The following is a 15,815-nucleotide window of genomic DNA, read 5'->3' on the forward strand; positions in this document are numbered from 1 at the left end:
GCCGGGGATTGTCGGAGGACCGTAGCGTTCGCGCACACGGCCGATGGACAAGCGTACCCTTAAACCCGTCATTAAGGCGACAATGGCGTGCGGATTTCCCGCCGGAGCCAGACACCATGCTGACGGTCCATCACCTGAACAACTCCCGCTCGCAGCGCGTGCTGTGGATGCTCGAAGAGCTTGAGGTGCCGTACGAGCTGCAACGCTACGAACGCGATCCGAAGACCATGCTCGCGCCGCCCGCGTTGCGCCGGGTGCATCCGCTGGGCAAATCGCCGGTCATCACCGACGGCGATCTGACGCTGGCGGAATCGGGCGCGATCATCGAGTATCTGGCCGACCGGTATGGTCAGGGACGTCTCGCACCCCCACGTGATACGCCCGAACGGCTGCAATGGACCTACTGGCTGCATTACGCAGAAGGCTCGGCCATGCCGCCGTTGCTGCTCAAGCTGGTGGCACTGCGTATTGCCAGCGCACCGATGCCGTTCTTCGTGCGTCCTATCGCGCGCAAGATCAGCGGCACCTTGCAGTCGAGCTTCGTCGACCCTCAACTGGCGTTGCATTTCGGATACGTCAACGATGCATTGACGAAGACCGGCTGGTTCGTCGGCGACCAGTTCAGCGCGGCCGACATTCAGATGAGTTTCCCGCTGGAAGCCGTGGCGGCACGCGGCGATGCCCGGGGGCGTTGGCCTGCCATCGTCGATTTCCTCGAACGCATCCACGCGCGCGACGCTTATCGACGTGCCCTCATGCGCGGCGGACCGTACGAACTGCTAAGCTGATTTCCGTCATCGCCTTATTTCAGGCTATCTCAGACAAAACAGACAAGCGAAACGCTATGAAAACATCGATTGCTTCGTGGCTCGCCGTGGCTGCCACGGTGACCGCCGCCTTCACCGTCACCACGCCTGTGGCCCACGCGGCCGAGGGGATGGCGCCGTTGCCCGGTTCCGCGATTTCGGCAGCGGCGACCGAAGGGCTGGGCGCGTCGGGAAGTGTGGCGCCGGCCGTGTCGGCGGCGCAGTTGGCGGCGAACAAGCAGGCCGTGCTCGCGTTCTACGAGGCGGGGCTCAACCGCAAGGACTTCGCAGCGGCGCGTCAGTATCTCGGCGACAAGTACATTCAGCACAATCCGAATGCGCCCGACGGCATCGAGGGGTTCGGCAAGTTTCTGGAATTTCTGCGCAAGAACCAGCCGGACTCGCACAGCGATATCGTACGGGCTTTCGCCGACGGCGATTTCGTGATTCTGCACGTGCGCAAGGTGCCGCATCCGGGCGATCTGCCCATCGCCATCGTGGACATCTTCCGTCTCGACAAGGGCAAGATCGTCGAGCACTGGGACGTCTCGCAACAGACCCCGGCCAAGACCGTCAGCGGCAATTCGATGTTCTGAGCGTTTGCTGCGATGCACGCCGACGCTTGATGCGAGGGTCACGTCGGCGCGATATGCGCTCAGGATTCTGCGGAGAACATTCGCTTGCAGTGTTCGAGGTAAGCGGCTTCGTGTTCGCTCGTGAGTTGCACCACGCTGTTCCAGAGCCAGACCGGCGTGTCGATGGTCTTCGAGCGATTGCGTTGCAGGTCGGCCAGCCATGCGCGGCAGGTGGCGTCGTCCATTTGCCGCGCATGCGCCTGACCGACGACACGCCCGAGGTAGTGCGCGACTTCGGCGGCGTCGTGTCGGGTGAGCGTCTCGATCTCGAGCTTGAGGTCCTGCGGGAGCAGTTCACGGATGACGACAGAGCGATCGAGCAGGCGTGCCGCCCGCATGCGCTCTCCCAACGACGGCGACAGGTGCCGGGCGCCTTTCACGACGCGCTCGGCGTTGTCACGTGGCATGCGCGACCCGGCGTAGCGGGGCGCGGCCGCTTTCACGCCTTCCTTCAGATCCATCAGACAGAGATCGTCGCCCTGCACGACGCCACCGTCCACGTCGAGCAATACGGCGTAACGCAGGCGGCCAAGCGAGCTGCATCCCTTGACCCAGTAGGCTGCGTCGAGTACTTCGACCGCGCCGTCATTGGGACGCCCGCGTAGCGACGTCGCAAGACTCGCGATGGCATCGACCTGAAACAACGCCTCGATCTGCTTTTGCTCAGTGCGGCTCAACGGCCAGAAGCGTCGGCCCAGCGGAATCTTGGGACGAATGTCCTCGATCCGCTCCAGCGCCAGATGTTTCCACGAGCGCTTGACCGCCTGCCGCATGATGAGGTCGACGGCTTCCGGACGAGCATCGTCGGTTTTGCTGCGCTTCGTCTTGCCATTGCCATTGTTTTTGCGGGGGCGCGTCTTGGGCGGCTTATCGCCGCCGGTCGACGCGTTGTCCGCTTCGCGATCAAACGCCGACATATAGCCGTGCGTGAGCGCTTCGAGCATGTGGATGATGGTCAGCCCGGAGAGGGCCGAGCCGCGTGCGGCGCTCGCCAGCGAAAGGGCGAGCCGGATCAGATCGTGAACGGGATTGCCGACGACGGTCTGATCGAGATCACGAATCAGCACGTCGACGTGACCGTGAGCATCCGCCAGCGGGCCGAGATTGCCGGTGTGGCAGTCGCCGCAGATCCAGATGGCAGGACCCTGCGGCAGATTGACGTCGGCCTCGTCCAGCCATTCGTAGAATCGCACCGTGCTGCCCCGGACATACGCATGAGGCGAGCGCGCCATCTTGCGCTCGCGTTCGCGCGTGAGTCGTTCCAGCCGGGCCTCCGGCGTGGCCCATCGTTGTTTCTTTGCCGAGCTGAGGTGCTTGCCGTTTGCCATTCGACGCTCCCTGAGAGCACGCTGCGCCGGCCGTCTGTGCGGCCGCACGCGATGCAGTGCCCTCAGTGTCGACCAGAGCGCGCCTTACTGGCAAGCAACGAGTGCTTTCACGACATCGGCCAGCGGTGTCGTACCGCGGCGCGGTGTGCCTTCGAACGTCATCCAGCCTTCGTTGAAGCCGTCGAGCATTTGCATGCGCGGTGTGGGATAGCGCATGCCTTGTGCGAGGAAGCGTGCTTCCCATTCGTCGCGCGCGATGACGCGTGCGACGAGGTCGCGGCCCAGCTCACGACCCAGCGCCTGGGCAAGCAATGCCGGCGACACCGGTGCCGGGCCGCACAGCTCCACAACGCGCTTGCCTTCCCACGGCTCGCGCAGCAACTGTGCCGCCGTCGTACCGACATCGGCGGTCGCGACCATGGGAATCGCACGGTCGAGCGGTGACAGATAGCTTTCGAGCACGCCATCGGTGCGGGCGCGGGCGACGTCCCACGCCGCGTTTTCCATGAACCATGCGGCGCGCAGGAACGTCACCGGCAGGTCGAGCGCGCCGAGATGTTGTTCGAGCAACGACAGTTGCGACAGCAGGCTGGGCTGTGTGGCTTGTGCGCCGACGGTCGACAGGCAGACCACGCGCGCCGGACGCGCGGTTTGCAGTGCCTTGACGATGCCGGCGATATTGGCGCGCGATTCGGCGAAATCGGGCGATGGGTCGAAGTGCGGCGGCAGCAGAATGAACACGCCCTGCGCATCGGTGAAGGCTCGGGTGAGCGCGTCGGCATCGGCCACTTCGGCGATGGCGACGTCGCAGCCACGTGCTTGCCACGGGGCGCCCTTGGCAGCGCTGCGTACGACGGCACGCACGGCGTCGCCCTGGTCCAGCAGCGTTTGTGCGACGACACCGCCCACTTGTCCGGTAATTCCTGTAATGACGTACATGTCGAATCCTTGAAGAGATCGCGGTCCCTACCGCGCTGGTCGCTATTGTGGTGAGAGGATCGACATTTCGCGATAACATGAATGTCATTTGATTGATGCCATTTTGGCATCTGAGGTGGGTATCTGATCTTGCATCTGATTTGGCGTCTGACGCCGGGGAGAGAACCGTGGCCGGATTCGATGAACGCATGCTCAACGGCATGAGTGTGTTCGTAGCGATCGTGGAGGCAGGCAGTTTTGCGGCGGCGGGCGAGCGTCTCGATATGTCGCAGCCGGGCGTGAGTCGTGCGGTGTCGCGACTGGAAGGGCGACTGGGGATTCGCTTGTTCGATCGCACCACACGCGTGGTTTCGCTCACCGACGAAGGGCGGCGATTCTATGCACAGGTCACCCCGTTGCTGGCGGGGTTGGAAGATGCAGCGGCTACGGCATCGGGTGGGGCGACGGCAGTGCGTGGCCGGTTGCGCGTGAACATCGATCCGTTCTTCTCGCGTCTGATTCTTGGGCCGAGTCTCGAAGCGTTTCTCGCGCAACATCCTGCCCTGCATCTCGAACTGATCACGAAGGACAGTCTCGGCGACATGATTGCCGACGGCTTCGATCTGGCGGTGCGTTTCGGCGTGCCGCCCGATTCCACGCTCGTTGCGCGCAAACTGCTCGATACGCCGATCTACACGGTCGCGTCTCCGGCCTATCTGAAGCGGTGTGGTCGTCCGTCGACGCCGGAGGACCTGTCGTCGGAGGCGCACACCTGCATCGAGTTTCGCGATCCGCGCACGGGACGCCCCTTTGCCTGGGAGTTTCACCGCAAGCGCAAACGACTCGTGGTGCCGACCAACGGACGCCTCGTCGTCAACGACGCCGGCACGTTGCTCAGCGCCTGTCTGGCGGGCTACGGCATCGCTCAGGTGATGGGCTTCGGCACGGGAGGCTTGCGAGAAAGCGGTCAGTTGGTCAACCTCTTTCCCGACTGGCCCGACGAGCATTTCCCGCTCTATGCCTACCACCCGTCGCGTCACCATCCGCCCGCCAAGACACGGGCGTTTCTGGATCTGGTGACGTCGCTGACGGCGCAGGGAGCGTAATCACTGGCAAGGCCATATGCGGCCAATGCGCTCTTAGCGATTATTGCGCCTGCGCCGGTTCGCGGAACGCGCGGAAGGCTGTCCACATCTCCCTGGCGAAAATCTCGGGCTCCTCGAACGCGGCGAAATGCCCCCCGGCCTCGACTTCGTTCCAGTGGAAGATCGTGCGCCATGCCTGTTCGGCCCAATGACGCGGCGGATTGAATGTCTCGGCGGGGAACAGGCTTGCACCCATCGGGATCTCGATGCGCTGGCCGCCTGAGCGTCCCGGCGAAAAGAACGTGTGGCTGTGAATCGTCTCGCCCACCCCTTCCCAGTAGAGCCGCGAGGCCGACGTCCCGGTGCCCGTGAACCAGTACAGGGAGATGTCGTCGAGCATCTGGTCGAGACTCAGGGCGTCTTCCGGCTTGCCCTGGTTGTCGGTCCAGTCCCAGAACTTCTCATACATCCACATCGCGAGCGCCAGCGGCGAGTCGTTGAGCGCGTAGCCGATGGTCTGCGGACGCGTGTTCATCTGATCCGCGTAACCCGTGCCCTGGTTGACGAAATACTCGATGCCCGCCATGGCGCGGGCTTCCTCGGGCGTCGGATTCACGGGTAGCTCGGATGGCACGACCATCGGCAGGTTCACGTGGGCAGCGAGCAGCCCGTCGGGCGCCTGACCGGCGAGTGCCGTGGTGATGGCGGAGCCCCAGTCGCCGCCCTGGGCGACCCATCGCCCGTAGCCAAGACGCTCGGTCATCAGCACGCCCCATGCGCGGGCGATGCGTGCGGGATTCCAGCCGAGGTCGCGCGGCTTGTCGGAGAAGCCGTAACCCGGGATGGCGGGGACGACGACATGGAAGGCGTCTTGTGCACTCCCGCCGAACTTGACCGGGTCCGTCAGTCGCTCGATCACGTCGAGGAACTCGGCTATCGATCCTGGCCATCCGTGCGTGAGCAGAATCGGCATGGCGTTTTCGTGCTTCGAACGGGCGTGAATGAAATAAATGCCGACGCCGTCGATGCGGGTACGAAATTGGGGGAAACGGTTCAACCGGGCTTCGAAGCGTCGCCAGTCGTAGCGATGCAGCCAGTGCGCGACCAATGCCTGCGCTGCGGCGAGCGGCACGCCCTGCGACCAGTCGTTCACCAACTCACGGTCCGGCCAGCGAATTCGGGTCAGGCGCGAATGCAGGTCTTCGATCGCCGCGTCGGAAACGTGGACATGGAACGGTGTGACGGCGTCGGTGGCCTCGGGCAGGGCCAGCGTCAGGACATTGGCGTCGGTGGCTGACGTGACCGGGGACAGTGCGGGTAATGGGGGCAATGCTGACATCGAGAAACTCCGGAAATGAAGGCCGGGCAATAAGGGGAGCCGGGACTTCGACGGTTGAGTGAACGCTAAAATGTAGCGAGTGCTACAATATTAAACATGCGAGCGCATGTTGATCAAGAGTTTTTTAGCGATCGCTACATTTGAGGTATGCTTCGCACCATGGCACGCAAACTGGCATTCGATTACGAGCAGGCGCTGGACAAGGCGACGACGTTGTTCTGGCAGCGGGGTTACGCTGCGACGGGGCTGCGCGATCTTCTGAAAGTGATGGAGATCGGCGAAGGTTCGTTCTACAACACGCTCAAGAGCAAGAAACACCTCTATCTGATGTGCTTGCAGCGCTATCAGGATCAGGTCGTCGCGGCGCGTATGCACGCGCTGACGTCCGCCCCCGATGCGGCGTCAGGTATTCGCGCATTCTTTGCGGCAGTCATCGACTGTCTCGACAATCCGCAGGCGCCCCGGCTTTGCATGCTGGCAGCCATGGAGGTCGACGAAGTGCTCGCCGAGCCTGAACTGCGCGAGCGTGCGGAGCAGAGCCTGCGTCAGTTGCGCACGGCGTTGGAGACGCGTTTGAGCGACGATCGGGCGCAAGGAAAACTGCGCTCGCCACTTGAAGTGGAGACCTTCGCACAGGTCATCGTGACCTTCCTGCAAGGCCTGTGGCGCATGGCCCTTGTGAAGTACGACCGTCCGGCATTCGTGCGTCAGATCGACGGTTTGCTCACCGGGCTGGGACTCTGACGGTCAAGGTCTCGTCATTACCCGTCGGAGCAGACCTGCACGATCTGTTCGCGCAGCCAGCGGTGCGCGGGGTCCACATCGCGTCGCGTGTGCCACACGGCCTGAAACGGGAAGGGCGGAATGGCGAAGGGCGCGGCGAAGCGCCGCAATTTCCGCTCGTGGCGCAGGTGCGCCACCGCGCGCTCGGCGACCGTCAGCACAAGGTCCGTGCCCGCGATCAACTCCGGGGCGATGCTCCAGTGCGGGAGCGTGACGGCCACGCGTCGCACGTGCCCCAACTCCGCGAGCGCCTGATCGATCTCGTTGTCCGCACCCGGACGCATGGCGACCAGCACATGCGGCCGGGCGATCCACTGCGCCATCGTCAGATTGCCGCGCGCAGGCAACGTCGCGCGATCCGCCAGGCAGACGAACGATTCTTCGAACAGCGTCAGCGTCTCCAACTCCCCCGGAAAGTCGTGAAATACCCCCAGTGCGAGATCGATTTCGCCATCGAGCAATTGCGTGAGCATCGCCTCGCGGCTTGCCTGCGTGGCAGCGATATCGATGCCGGGCGCGCGCTCGCGAAGCCGGTGTGTGAGCGCCGGGAGCGCCACGCGGGAACCGTAATCGGACAATGCGATGCGAAACGTTCGCCGTGCCCGGCGTGGATCGAACGCCGGCGCATGCAACAACCCTTGCAGTTGATCGAGCGCATCTTCGAGCGGACGCTGCAATTCGAGGGCGCGGGCCGTGAGGGCGAGCCCGCCGTCGCGCCGCACTAACAGCGGGTCCTCGAAGATCCCGCGCAGTTGCGCCAGTGCATGGCTCACCGCCGGCTGGCTGCGATGCAGTCGGAGTGCCGCGCGTGAGACGTGACGCTCCGCCAGCAGTGCATGCAGCGTCAGCAGCAGATTGAGGTCGATGCGACGCAAGTCATCCATTTGGCGAATAGTTTATGTGTCGATTACGAATTTCCATTATTGAAATGGATGATTCATGCTGAAGGCAAGCCTTATTTACGAATAGAGAGGTCACCTTATGAATGCATCCTTCACGCCCCAAATGTCGGTATCCGTGCTGTTGCCGTTGGTGGTCGCCATGCTCGCCGGCGCGGTCGTGCCGTTTCAGGCGGGCAGCAATGCCGCGCTGGGACGCACGCTCGGGCATCCGCTGTGGGCAACGGTCGCGTCGCTGCTGGTCAGTCTCATTGTCGTGCTGCCCGTGCTGATCGGCATGCGCGCCGGGTTGCCGAATCTCGCCGCCGCCGCGCGTGGCCCCTGGTGGCTGTGGATCGGCGGCATCGCGGGCGTGGCATACATCACGGCCGCGCTGGTGCTGACGCCGCGTCTGGGTGCCGCCAACTTTATCGTTTGCGTGGTGGCAGGGCAGGTCGTCGCATCGCTGCTCATCGACCATTTCGGCCTGATGGGACTGCCGACCAAGCCCGTCAACCTCGTGCGGATTGCCGGGGTCGTGCTGATCGTTGCGGGCATGATCGTCGTGCAGTGGGGCACGCGCGCTGCACCGGTGAAGGCGGCGGCGGCGAGCGCCATCGGCTCGTGAATATCGTGACGCCGACGACATGGCGGCCGGTCATCGGCGTCATGTGGTCGGCATTGCGCTCAACGTCGATGTAATCGGATCCCTGATATATGTAATTCGCACGTTTCCGGCACGTTTTCGGTGCATGTGACCACCGGTGGAAAGCCTTGTGTGACGGGCGTTTGCGGGCCGTCGGAGGAATTTGTCGAGAGGAAGCTCAAGTTTCGTCAAAAGCATTCGTTAAGTCTCGTCAGAGGTCCAGAGAGACGGGACTGAGAGAGAGACAGCGACTGCCGTGCTGACCGGCGGCAGATCGTGAATACGACCGCGAGACGACGCAAGACGAATCGCCAACATCGACACATCGACCAAAGCGCGCAAGGCAATGTTCAAGAACCTGAGTATCAGCAAACGGCTCGCTGCCGCCTTCACCCTCAACGTCGTGATGCTGTTGGTCGTGGCGGTGGTCGCCGTGACGAAAATGGCGACGATGGACAAGAACACGCAACTCATCGTCTCCGATCTGAACAACAAGATTCTCGAATTCCACAACCTGAAGGACCGGGCGGCGCACGTGGCGGTGCTGATGCGCGACATCGCCATGTCGGAAGATGCCTCGCAGCTCGATGCCCGTCTGGGCAAGATCGACGAACTGCATCGCGCGAATCTCAAGAGCCTCGACGCCATGGCGACGATGTTCTACACCGAGAAGGGCAAGGCGCTTTACGCGACGTTGACGACCGCCGGTGCCGAGTACGGCAAGCAGATCGACCGGTTCAGAACGCTGGTGCACAACGGTGATTTCGCCGCCGCAAAAAGTGAACTGATGGGGCCGATTCAAAAGGCGCAACTGGCGTTCTTCTCACCACTGGATGACCTGATGGGCGTGGGCAAGGCCGTGAGCGCGAAGGAAGCGGCCGATGCGAACGACGCCTACCTGTCCGCACGGTTGTGGTTGCTGGTGACACTGCTGGCGTCTGTTGCGGCATCGGTTGCGTGCGGCGTTGCGATTGCGCGCTCGGTCACGCGTCCGGTGCGGGCGGCGGTCGATGGCGCCAGCGCCCTGGCAAGCGGGGACCTGACGCATCGGGTGCCCGTGGATTCGACCGACGAAATCGGTCAGATGGCGAAGGCGCTCGATACCGCAATCGCACAGCTGGGCCATCTCGTGCGCAACATTCAGGGCGCGTCCGGCGCGATCGATACCGCCGCACGCGAAATCGCCCAAGGCAACACGGACCTCTCACAACGCACGGAAGAGCAGGCGGCGTCGCTCGAAGAAACGGCAGCGTCCATGGAAGAGCTGACGTCGACGGTGCGTCAGAACGTCGAGCATGCGCTGGAGGCGAAGCGTCTGTCGCAGGAAGCGTCGGGCGTGGCCGACGCCGGTGCGCAAAGCGTTCGCGCCGTGGTCGAGACGATGCAGGCGATGGCCAGCGCCTCGGCACGCATGAGCGAGATGATCTCGGCCATCGAGGGCATTGCGTTCCAGACCAACATTCTGGCGCTCAATGCCGCCGTGGAGGCGGCGCGCGCGGGCGAGCAGGGCCGTGGCTTCGCGGTCGTCGCGGGTGAAGTGCGTACGCTGGCACAACGCTCGGCAGGCACGGCCAAGGACATTCGGGAACTGATCGCGATGTCCGTCCAGCAGGTGCAGGACGGTTCGTCGCGCGTGGAAGTCGCCGGCCGTACGATGGACCAGATCGTCGTGTCGGTGCGCCGCGTGAGCGAACTCATCACGGAAATTGCCGCCGCGAGCGACGAGCAGGCGCGTGGCATCGAACAGGTCAATCAGGCCGTCGCGCAGATGGATCAGGTCACGCAGCAGAACGCCGCGCTCGTGGAGGAGGCGGCAGCCGCCGCCGAGCATATGCGCCAGCAGGCCGGGGAACTGGTGACCGAAGCGTCGAAGTTCCGGGTGAATCGCGAAGGCGCGTCGTATGGCGGTGTCGTCTCCACGTCGTCCATGCCTGCGATGTCAGGCGAAGTTCGCTTGCGCGCCGTCGCCTGACGTCAGAGGCACACTAGCCCGATCAGGCGGCGTTGGCCGCCTTCGCGCCAAACGCGGCGTCGATGGCGGCGACCGCGTCCACCAACTGCTGCGCCAGCGCCGGCGACGCGCTCGTCATCGGCGCGCGCAGCACGTCTTCCAGCAAGCCCTCACGTGCGAGCCATGCCTTCACCGGGCCGGGATTCGCTTCCGAGAACAGCAGCTTCACCACGGGCATGAGCGCGTGGAAAAGCACGCGGGCCACATCGAGTTGCTGCGACTGAACCGCGCGATACAGCGCCGCGTAATGCGCGGGACGGCAGTGCGACGAGGCGATGATCGCCCCATGTCCGCCCATCGTCAGCGTCGACAGCAACTGATGGTCCTCGCCCGCCAGCACCGACAGGCGGCCGTCGGCGATCAGCGCCTGCGTCGTGTGCGCATTGCCGCCACAGTCCTTGATGCCCCGAATGTTGTCGTGACCCGCGAGCGTTAGCAGCGTGTCGAGGGTCAGTGTCGTGCCTGTGCGGTAGGGGATGTCGTACAAGACGAGGGGCGCGTTCGAACGATCGGCCAGCGTGCTGAACCAGTCGATGAGGCCCGCTTGCGACGGGCGGATGTAGTACGGGGCCGGGGCGAGTACCCCGGCCAGCGGCAGCGCATTGAAGGCGTCCAGACGGGCCAGCGTGTGGCCGAGGTGGTTGCCCGCCAGCCCGGCGATCACTGGCAGACCATCGGCGTGCGCGAGTACGGTCTCGAGTACGGCGAGTTGTTCGGCGTCGTCCAATGCCGCGGCTTCGCCCGTCGTACCGCAGATCACGAAGCCGGCAATTCCCGAGTGGCGGTAATGCGTGACGAGGCGCCGCAGCGCGGCGTGGTCGACGGGCGTATTCGCGCCTTCACGGGTAAACGGGGTGATCAGCGGCAGCCAGATGCCGCGAAAGCGGGTAGCAGTAGCGGTAGCGGTGGTGGTGGCCGGTGTTGTCTGCGGTTGCGCGTCTTGCATGGTGTCTCCCTGGACGATACGAATCCGATGAACGAGTGGTGACCTGTACGGAAACCGTTCAGCAGGGCGACGCAGAGATCGAGACGCGTGGGAGACTTCGGGGCAGGCTGGCCGGGTGTTGCAGCGGCGCGAGGCGCGCGGGGCGGGACTGCCGGGTCCACGTGGCTATTCCGTCGCTCAACTGACGGAACAACACGCTCCGGTCAGTTGAGCGACTGTTTTTTGCTTTTGACGAACGCACCCGCCTGTCCGGTGAGGACAGCACGCAAAGCTTGCGAGCGGAGGTGGCTGAAATTCGTCATGCGGTGACTCTATACGCGATGCGCGGGGTACGTCAAGCGCGCTGCCTACGTCGGCAGCGCGCTTCGGGGCTCACGCCAGCTTCAACCGGCCGCTGCGCGGTCTAGCGTGGCAATGTCGATCTTGTGCATGGTCATCATGGCTTCCATGGCGCGGCGTGCACGGCCGACGTCGGTGTCCGCCATGAGATCGAGCAATCGCTGCGGCGTGATTTGCCACGAGAAGCCCCAGCGGTCCTTGCACCAGCCGCACGCCGATGCCTTGCCGCCGTTGGCGAGAATCGCATCCCAGTAGCGGTCGGTTTCTTCCTGATCCTTCGTCACCACCATGAAACTGACGGCCTCGTTCGGCTGGAATTCGGGGCCGCCGTTCAGTCCGACGAACGGCTGACCGAGCACCGTGAATTCGACCGTCAGTTCATTTCCGGCGCCGATCCCCGGAATGGGCGAGACATGACGCGCCTGAACGTGACTGTCAGGAAATGTCGCCGCATAGAATTCGGCCGCTTCGCGGGCCTGACCGTTGAACCAAACGCAGGTGACGAGCTTCGTCATGGTTGTCTCCTTGGTGAGTCGCCATCCAAAAAAGGCGGTGATTCAGGTTACTACACCGGTGCGGGCGCGCCTGTCGCGTTCCCGTCGCGCGGCCGCCACGCGCGTGTCCTGGCGGTTGCTTATTTGAATTTCCCAAGTGACAATCGCCAAAACCCGGACACTTAAAAATAACGGGTACAGCGCGGGCAAAAACGAATAAGAATCGGAACAAGATGGCAGCCAAAGTGGTGAAGTATTTGCAGGACGGGGTGACTTATTACGAAATTCGAGGGGCTTTGCCGGACGGCACACGCTATGTGGATCGGGTAGGGTTTAGCGAGCGCGAGTTGGCTTTCCGTCACCTCGTCGCAGCCCGAATCAAGTTGCTTCGCCAAGAGTACGATGGGGCCCACCGGGAGGCCCTTGCGCAATGCGCAGCCGATGTCGTCACGCCTCGCTGGGTCAGACAGCTTATTTTCTAGGCGGCACGCGCCGGTGCGGGACGGCAATCGCAAGGTTTTGCGTTGTCACTGTGATGAAATATTCACATGTTGAGATTGCCTTATACTGGCCCGACGCATCATGGCCGTTCGAAACAAATGGAATTCGTAACAAAAGACGTCCTGGCTAGCTGCATGGAGTTGCTGCTGGACGCAGTGTTTCTCGTCAATCAGACCGGCACGCTCGTTTACGTGAGTCCGGCCTGTGAGCATATTCTCGGCTACACGCCGCAAGAATTGATGGGACGCTCGATGATCGATTACGTGGCGAAAGAGGACCGCGAACGCACCATCGAGGAGTCCCGGCTCGTCATGGCGGGCCGCCCCCGGATCGGCTTCGAGAACCGTTACATCCACAAAGACGGCCATTACGTTCACATCATGTGGTCCGCGCGCTGGTCCGAAGTGCACGGACTTCGCATCGGCGTCGCACGCGACGTCTCCGCCCGAAAGCGCGCCGAAGCGCTTCAGCGCGCGACCTACTCGATCTCAGAGGCGGCACACGACGCTGCCGACATCCGCTCACTGTGCAAGGCCGTGCACGACACGCTGGGCACTTTGTTCCCCATCGACGCCATCGTTGTGACGACGTGCGACGCCGATTTGCGCGTCTGGGAAAAGGCGTACCAGTATCGCGACAGCGCAGACGTCCCGTTGCTCGACTGGGCGCAGGCCGAGCAACTCTCGGTGCAGGCGACCAACGCGCAGGAGCCGCTTTGGCGTCTGATCGAAAGCCCGCCCGGCAACGCAGTGACGTCGGGCTCCGTGCAGGTGCGCACCGAGCCATTGTCGCCTGACGACGATGTCGAGGCGGCGCGCCACGCGCTCGCGGTCCTGCCGATGCATACGGCGCGGCGCGCGGTCGGCACGCTCATGATTTACGGCCCGGTGCGGGCGTTGCAGGCCGAGGCGGCGCAGCGCTTGCTCGCGTTCGTCTGCGATCAGACGGCGCTGGCCATCGAGCGTAAGCAACTGATCGACGATCTCTACAACGCCGCGCGCTTCGACGAACTGACGGGGCTTCCGAATCGCCGCACGTTCGGCGAGTTCGCGAGCGAGGCGGTACGTCGCGCCCAGCGCACCAACGGCAAGCTGGCGTTGCTCTTTGCGGACATCGATGGCTTCAAGGATGTGAACGACAGCCTGGGTCACGCGGCCGGCGACATGATGCTCAAGGAAATCGGACGGCGTATGAGCGCCGGCGTGGCGGACTGCGGCTTCGTGGCACGCCATTCGGGCGACGAGTTCGTGGCGCTCGTTCAGGATGCGGAAGTCGTCGACCGGATCGACTTTGCGGTGACGCGCCTGCGCGCTGAGATCGAGCAGGCCATTGCGGTGAACGACACCAGTCTGACAGTGCGGGTGAGCGTAGGCGTTGCCGTGTTCCCCGACGACGGCGAGTCGATGAGCGAACTGATCCGCGTGGCCGATCAACGCATGTACGCCAACAAGGCCGCGCGCAAATCGGGCGGTGCGAGCTTTCTGGAGCGACTGCTCTGACGCGGTATGGGCGCTTGTCCGCCTCGATCCCTGGTTCGTACCGGACTCGTCAGCCCAACGTCTGCGTCGGCCAGACCATCTCGATTTCGACGGCAATCGATCTCGCCAGCCCATCGAGATCGGGGAACAGCGACGCGTTCGTGATGTTCATCCGGTAGAGCCACTTCATGGCGTCGGCGCGCAATGCGACCGGCAGCACGATCTTGCGCAGTAACGGCTCTTCGCTTTCGTACCCGTCGAGAATGCGGTGCAACGGCCGGTCGATCACGCCGGGCACGACGAGCGTGCCGGACTGTGCGATCAGGCGACCGTCCATTTCTTCGGGCTCGCCGAACCAGACCACTTCGTTGTCGTTGCCGAGGAAGTACTTCTCCATATTCCCCTTGACGCGCGGATCGATCGTATCGCGTGTGAGCCACTCCGCATGGCGCGGGCGCGCACGATCGTCGTAGAGCGCCGGGGTATTGAGCGCGAAGATGGCCGAATCGGAGGTGGCGCGCTCCAATGCGAAGAATGCGGCGACGAACGGCGATTTCGTAAAGTCGAGCAGGCGCGTAGGGGCGCCATGGTGCTGCATCAGCCCGAGGCAGCGCAGATCGTCGTGCAGCAGCTTGGGCCACGGCACGTGGTTGTGCGCCTTTCGCCGGAAGATGCGGATCGCGCGGGCCTCGCGACTGCGCCACTGCTCCTTGTCGGAAACATAGGCGTGCAGATAGCGCGAGAGTGAGCTTTGCAGATGCCACCGGGCGTCCTGCTGCCCGCGAAACGCCCAGCCTTCGAAGCGGGAGGACAGCTCCATGAAATCCTTCCAGCTCTCGACGACAGTGGTGTCCATAGGGGGCGCAATCCTTGATGTTGTGAGGACGTCAGAGCACGGCAGGTGCGGGGATGACGTCGGCCACTATAGTACGGCGTGCGTGACAGCTCAAGCGTGCCGCCTGACATCCGGGGGCGCTCCCACTGGAGTGAACTCATCCCCCCAGTGACGCCACGCCAGCATGGACGAGCCATGCCCCTGCATACAGGCCCAGCCCGAACACGCCGTGGGTCATGAGGCTTCGCAGTCGTGCTTGCGGGGGATTGGGCGTCTTGGCGGCGGCGAAACCGGCGCCTAACGCCGGTTGCATCACGAAGAATGGCAGCACGACCGTGACGACGCCGAACGCGAGCGCCGGCAGCAGCGTCGGGGAGTCCAGCCAGACCGGGCCGGTGAGTGCGACGAGGCAGGCCGCGAAGCCCACGCCGATGAGGTAATGCACCGCCCATCCCAGCCCTCGTTCCCCGGCTACCGGCGCAGACTTCGCGATCCCCGCGTGCGCGAACCGTCCCGAGGGCATATGGCCGAGCCAGCGCCCGACCATCGCAAAGTCCAGCGACGCCACGCCGAATGCGCGACGCAGCAATAAGGCCCAAAGATCCGTCACTACGGTGGCACAGACACCGATGGTCAGAATTTGTGCGGCAAGTCCGAGCGTTGTGAGCGTTGTCATGGTCATCTCCCGATGCATGTGGTCCCTGTGGTCCGTGTAGTCCGTGCGGACGCGACATGACGTCACGACCGCGTTTAGGGCACTATACGAATTCAAGTTGACTTGAAGTCAAGCGGG

The 15,815-nt window shown here is 63.7% G+C and carries 15 protein-coding genes; 7 read left to right on the top strand and 8 right to left on the bottom strand.

Annotated features, from left to right (window positions below; genetic code table 11):
- Window positions 1-116 precede the first annotated feature (116 nt).
- The gene (locus A9762_RS12820; protein ID WP_069342397.1) at window positions 117-788 is read left to right on the top strand and encodes a glutathione S-transferase; all 672 of its coding nucleotides are present in this window, start codon (window positions 117-119) and stop codon (window positions 786-788) included.
- Between the two features lie 149 nt (window positions 789-937).
- Window positions 938-1,402 carry a nuclear transport factor 2 family protein gene (locus A9762_RS12825; protein ID WP_069342445.1) on the top strand — a complete coding sequence of 155 codons (465 nt, stop codon included), beginning with the start codon at window positions 938-940 and terminating at the stop codon, window positions 1,400-1,402.
- A gap of 59 nt (window positions 1,403-1,461) precedes the next feature.
- On the opposite strand, the gene A9762_RS12830 is transcribed toward A9762_RS12825, so the two are convergent.
- Together A9762_RS12830 and A9762_RS12835 are read right to left on the bottom strand one after the other, a co-directional pair.
- Window positions 1,462-2,817, bottom strand: a complete 1,356-nt coding sequence (locus A9762_RS12830; RefSeq protein ID WP_240493542.1) for a DUF2252 family protein — start codon at window positions 2,815-2,817, stop codon at window positions 1,462-1,464.
- A gap of 36 nt (window positions 2,818-2,853) precedes the next feature.
- Complete coding sequence (locus A9762_RS12835; protein ID WP_069342399.1) at window positions 2,854-3,708, bottom strand: NAD(P)H-binding protein; 855 nt, start codon at window positions 3,706-3,708, stop codon at window positions 2,854-2,856.
- A gap of 167 nt (window positions 3,709-3,875) precedes the next feature.
- Between A9762_RS12835 and A9762_RS12840 the strand changes: the two genes are divergently transcribed.
- Window positions 3,876-4,793 (top strand): LysR family transcriptional regulator, encoded by a 918-nt coding sequence (locus A9762_RS12840; protein WP_240493543.1) that lies wholly within the window; start codon window positions 3,876-3,878, stop codon window positions 4,791-4,793.
- 40 nt (window positions 4,794-4,833) lie between these two features.
- On the opposite strand, the gene A9762_RS12845 is transcribed toward A9762_RS12840, so the two are convergent.
- Window positions 4,834-6,111 (bottom strand): epoxide hydrolase family protein, encoded by a 1,278-nt coding sequence (locus tag A9762_RS12845; protein WP_083253879.1) that lies wholly within the window; start codon window positions 6,109-6,111, stop codon window positions 4,834-4,836.
- 159 nt (window positions 6,112-6,270) lie between these two features.
- On the opposite strand from A9762_RS12845, the gene A9762_RS12850 reads away from it, so the two are divergent.
- Window positions 6,271-6,855 carry a TetR/AcrR family transcriptional regulator gene (locus A9762_RS12850; protein WP_069342448.1) on the top strand — a complete coding sequence of 195 codons (585 nt, stop codon included), beginning with the start codon at window positions 6,271-6,273 and terminating at the stop codon, window positions 6,853-6,855.
- Window positions 6,856-6,872: 17 nt separating this feature from the next.
- Here A9762_RS12850 and A9762_RS12855 read toward each other — a convergent pair whose 3' ends face one another.
- Window positions 6,873-7,778 (bottom strand): LysR family transcriptional regulator, encoded by a 906-nt coding sequence (locus tag A9762_RS12855; RefSeq protein ID WP_069342400.1) that lies wholly within the window; start codon window positions 7,776-7,778, stop codon window positions 6,873-6,875.
- Window positions 7,779-7,875: 97 nt separating this feature from the next.
- On the opposite strand from A9762_RS12855, the gene A9762_RS12860 reads away from it, so the two are divergent.
- Both A9762_RS12860 and A9762_RS29325 read left to right on the top strand, forming a co-directional pair.
- Entirely contained in the window at window positions 7,876-8,400 is a 525-nt protein-coding gene (locus A9762_RS12860) for a DMT family transporter (protein ID WP_069342401.1), read from the top strand.
- Between the two features lie 364 nt (window positions 8,401-8,764).
- The gene (locus A9762_RS29325) at window positions 8,765-10,390 is read left to right on the top strand and encodes a methyl-accepting chemotaxis protein (RefSeq protein ID WP_069342402.1); all 1,626 of its coding nucleotides are present in this window, start codon (window positions 8,765-8,767) and stop codon (window positions 10,388-10,390) included.
- 22 nt (window positions 10,391-10,412) lie between these two features.
- Here A9762_RS29325 and dapA read toward each other — a convergent pair whose 3' ends face one another.
- Window positions 10,413-11,375, bottom strand: coding sequence for a 4-hydroxy-tetrahydrodipicolinate synthase (dapA, locus tag A9762_RS12870; protein WP_083253880.1), 963 nt, complete (start codon window positions 11,373-11,375; stop codon window positions 10,413-10,415).
- A 383-nt stretch (window positions 11,376-11,758) separates the two neighbouring features.
- The gene (locus A9762_RS12875) at window positions 11,759-12,229 is read right to left on the bottom strand and encodes a VOC family protein (RefSeq protein ID WP_069342403.1); all 471 of its coding nucleotides are present in this window, start codon (window positions 12,227-12,229) and stop codon (window positions 11,759-11,761) included.
- Between the two features lie 614 nt (window positions 12,230-12,843).
- Between A9762_RS12875 and A9762_RS12885 the strand changes: the two genes are divergently transcribed.
- Entirely contained in the window at window positions 12,844-14,208 is a 1,365-nt protein-coding gene (locus A9762_RS12885) for a GGDEF domain-containing protein (protein ID WP_170836232.1), read from the top strand.
- A gap of 49 nt (window positions 14,209-14,257) precedes the next feature.
- On the opposite strand, the gene A9762_RS12890 is transcribed toward A9762_RS12885, so the two are convergent.
- Both A9762_RS12890 and A9762_RS12895 read right to left on the bottom strand, forming a co-directional pair.
- On the bottom strand, window positions 14,258-15,043 hold the full coding sequence (locus A9762_RS12890) for an FRG domain-containing protein (protein WP_069342406.1): 786 nt from the start codon (window positions 15,041-15,043) through the stop codon (window positions 14,258-14,260).
- A 136-nt stretch (window positions 15,044-15,179) separates the two neighbouring features.
- A complete protein-coding gene (locus A9762_RS12895; protein ID WP_069342407.1) occupies window positions 15,180-15,698 on the bottom strand; it encodes a DUF2938 domain-containing protein in 519 nt (172 codons plus the stop codon).
- Window positions 15,699-15,815: the final 117 nt, after the last annotated feature.

It is taken from the genome of Pandoraea sp. ISTKB (assembly GCF_001721285.1).
GTDB lineage: Bacteria > Pseudomonadota > Gammaproteobacteria > Burkholderiales > Burkholderiaceae > Pandoraea > Pandoraea capi.

Excerpts from the sequence above, each read along its gene's own strand:
- dapA (WP_083253880.1), bottom strand. The coding sequence starts at position 11,375 with ATGCAAGACGCGCAACCGCAGACAACACCGGCCACCACCACCGCTACC.
- A9762_RS12820 (WP_069342397.1), top strand. The coding sequence starts at position 117 with ATGCTGACGGTCCATCACCTGAACAACTCCCGCTCGCAGCGCGTGCTG.
- A9762_RS12825 (WP_069342445.1), top strand. The coding sequence starts at position 938 with ATGGCGCCGTTGCCCGGTTCCGCGATTTCGGCAGCGGCGACCGAAGGG.
- A9762_RS12875 (WP_069342403.1), bottom strand. The coding sequence starts at position 12,229 with ATGACGAAGCTCGTCACCTGCGTTTGGTTCAACGGTCAGGCCCGCGAA.
- A9762_RS12850 (WP_069342448.1), top strand. The coding sequence starts at position 6,271 with ATGGCACGCAAACTGGCATTCGATTACGAGCAGGCGCTGGACAAGGCG.
- A9762_RS29325 (WP_069342402.1), top strand. The coding sequence starts at position 8,765 with ATGTTCAAGAACCTGAGTATCAGCAAACGGCTCGCTGCCGCCTTCACC.
- A9762_RS12890 (WP_069342406.1), bottom strand. The coding sequence starts at position 15,043 with ATGGACACCACTGTCGTCGAGAGCTGGAAGGATTTCATGGAGCTGTCC.
- A9762_RS12835 (WP_069342399.1), bottom strand. The coding sequence starts at position 3,708 with ATGTACGTCATTACAGGAATTACCGGACAAGTGGGCGGTGTCGTCGCA.
- A9762_RS12855 (WP_069342400.1), bottom strand. The coding sequence starts at position 7,778 with ATGGATGACTTGCGTCGCATCGACCTCAATCTGCTGCTGACGCTGCAT.
- A9762_RS12845 (WP_083253879.1), bottom strand. The coding sequence starts at position 6,111 with ATGTCAGCATTGCCCCCATTACCCGCACTGTCCCCGGTCACGTCAGCC.
- A9762_RS12860 (WP_069342401.1), top strand. The coding sequence starts at position 7,876 with ATGAATGCATCCTTCACGCCCCAAATGTCGGTATCCGTGCTGTTGCCG.
- A9762_RS12885 (WP_170836232.1), top strand. The coding sequence starts at position 12,844 with ATGGAGTTGCTGCTGGACGCAGTGTTTCTCGTCAATCAGACCGGCACG.
- A9762_RS12895 (WP_069342407.1), bottom strand. The coding sequence starts at position 15,698 with ATGACAACGCTCACAACGCTCGGACTTGCCGCACAAATTCTGACCATC.